The organism is Microbacterium sp. GXF6406 (genome assembly GCF_054798215.1).
This window is the reverse complement of sequence record NZ_JBSJZH010000049.1, coordinates 1-1,848: the sequence shown is the minus strand read 5'-3', so window position 1 is coordinate 1,848 and position 1,848 is coordinate 1. Positions and strand designations below refer to the sequence as shown.

At 66.7% G+C, this 1,848-nt stretch carries 1 pseudogene; it reads right to left on the bottom strand.

Going from position 1 to position 1,848, the window contains the following annotated elements:
- Positions 1-421: 421 nt before the first annotated feature.
- Positions 422-1,609 (bottom strand): annotated as a pseudogene (locus ACWAUG_RS13520) (IS110 family RNA-guided transposase); the annotation flags it as partial.
- Positions 1,610-1,848: the final 239 nt, after the last annotated feature.

Sequence of the window (1,848 nt, the reverse complement as noted above, 5' to 3'; positions counted from 1 at the left end):
GGGGGGGGTGCCCCTATGTCTTTCGTCAAGTCTTTGGCGGACGAATTGAGATACTTGGTGCGTGGAGTTTCAGGCGATGCAGCAGATGGCTCGGCGTGTGGCGGCGCTGTATGCCGAACGGGATGTGCAGCGGTTCGGACGCGCGTGGACCGCGGAGGAGCTTGTTCTCGGTCTTGTGGGTGATGTGGGCGACCTTGCGAAGCTCGCTCAAGGGAAGGTCGGGGTTCGGCCGCATTCTGATCTAGATGCGGCGCTCGAGCACGAGCTCGCCGACTGCCTGTGGTCGCTGATCGCCATCGCTGACGCGTTTGACCTCGATCTGGAGAAGGCCTTCACGACCACGATGGGTGAGTTGTCTGGTCGCCTGGGCAGCGCGGCCGAGCAGAACTGATCTAGCAGCGAGGGCGGGTTCGGTCGGCCGCGACTGGTAGAGGGTGCCGTCGCGGAGCATGGCGTAGAGGACGTCGGAGCGGCGTCGGGCGAGGGCGATGAGGGCTTGGTTGTGGCGTTTGCCTTGGGCGATCTTGCGGTCGTAGTAGGCGCGTGATTCGGGGTCGCGGAGGGCAGCGAACGCGGAGAGAAACAACGTCCGTTTCAGGATCTTGTTCCCGCGCCGTGAGGAATGCTCGCCGCGGATCGACGTGCCGGAACGGCGGGTCACGGGTGCGAGGCCGGCGTAGGCGGCGAGGTGCCCGGCGGTGGGGAAGTTCTTCGTCGTGACTTCGGTGAGGAGCCGGGCTGCGGTCCTGACGCCGACTCCGGGCATGCTCGTCAGGACCGGCTGAAGAGGGTGAGCATCGACGATCTTCTCGACCTCAATGGCGATCTCGCCGCGCTGCCGACGCATCGCGGCGAGCTGCTCCGCGAGTCGTGGGAGTACGAGGGCTGCGGCGTCGGTGCCGGTGACTACGACAGTCTGCTGGCCGAGCGCGGTCATGATGTCTTTCGCCCAGACACGACCCATCCTCGGCGCGTTCTTCAGCAGCCGGTTCCCGAGCCCCTTCTCGCCCGCTGCCCTCATCGCCTTAGGTGACGGGTAGCGCTGGAGTAGGTCGAGGATCGCGGGGTGGTCCAGACGGGGTCCGATCGCGCGCTCCAGGGCAGGGTGGATCTGGGTGAGCAGACCCCTGATCCGGTTGGAGACTTGGGTGATCTGCCCGGCGAGGTCGTCGTCGAAGCCGCAGAGCATGGTCAGCTCTGCGACGTGCTCGTCGGCGATCTGGATCGATCGCAGCGTGTGTGGCATCGTGCGGGCCGTCTCGGCGATGATCGCCGCGTCACGGGCGTCGGTCTTCGCCTCGCCCGGGTGCAGGTCCGCGATGCGCCGCATCGCTAGCCCCGGCAGGTAACCCACCAGAGCCCCGCAGGCCTGGGCGACGGCGACCGGGAGCGCGCCGATGGTCGCCGGCTGGTCGACGACGAGGAGGATCAGCCCGTGCCCTGCGAGCTGGTCGAGGACTGTTCGCAACCGTGTCTCGTCGTTCGGGAGCGCCTTGTCGAACAGCCGTTTCCCGGCCCGGTCGAGGGCGACGGCGTGATGTTCGCCCTTGCCGACGTCGAGACCGATGAACACGTCGACGTCGTCGTATCTGTCGATGCTGGTGACCACTTCGTCCTCCGCTTCCACTCGTGACGGGCGTCCGCAGGCGGTGCGTCTCGGCATCCACGTTACGAACGGCCTCGAGCATGCTCGGGTCCAGCCCCTATCAGCGATCACGCACCGCCAACCAGGCCCGGTGACAACACCCCCCAGATCATCAAGGACAGGGGGCAGCAATCATGCCGGGCCCGGCAGGCCCGTCACCCCTCAGGATCGCTCCATCCGGGCTACGAAGAAAGTAACGGGGG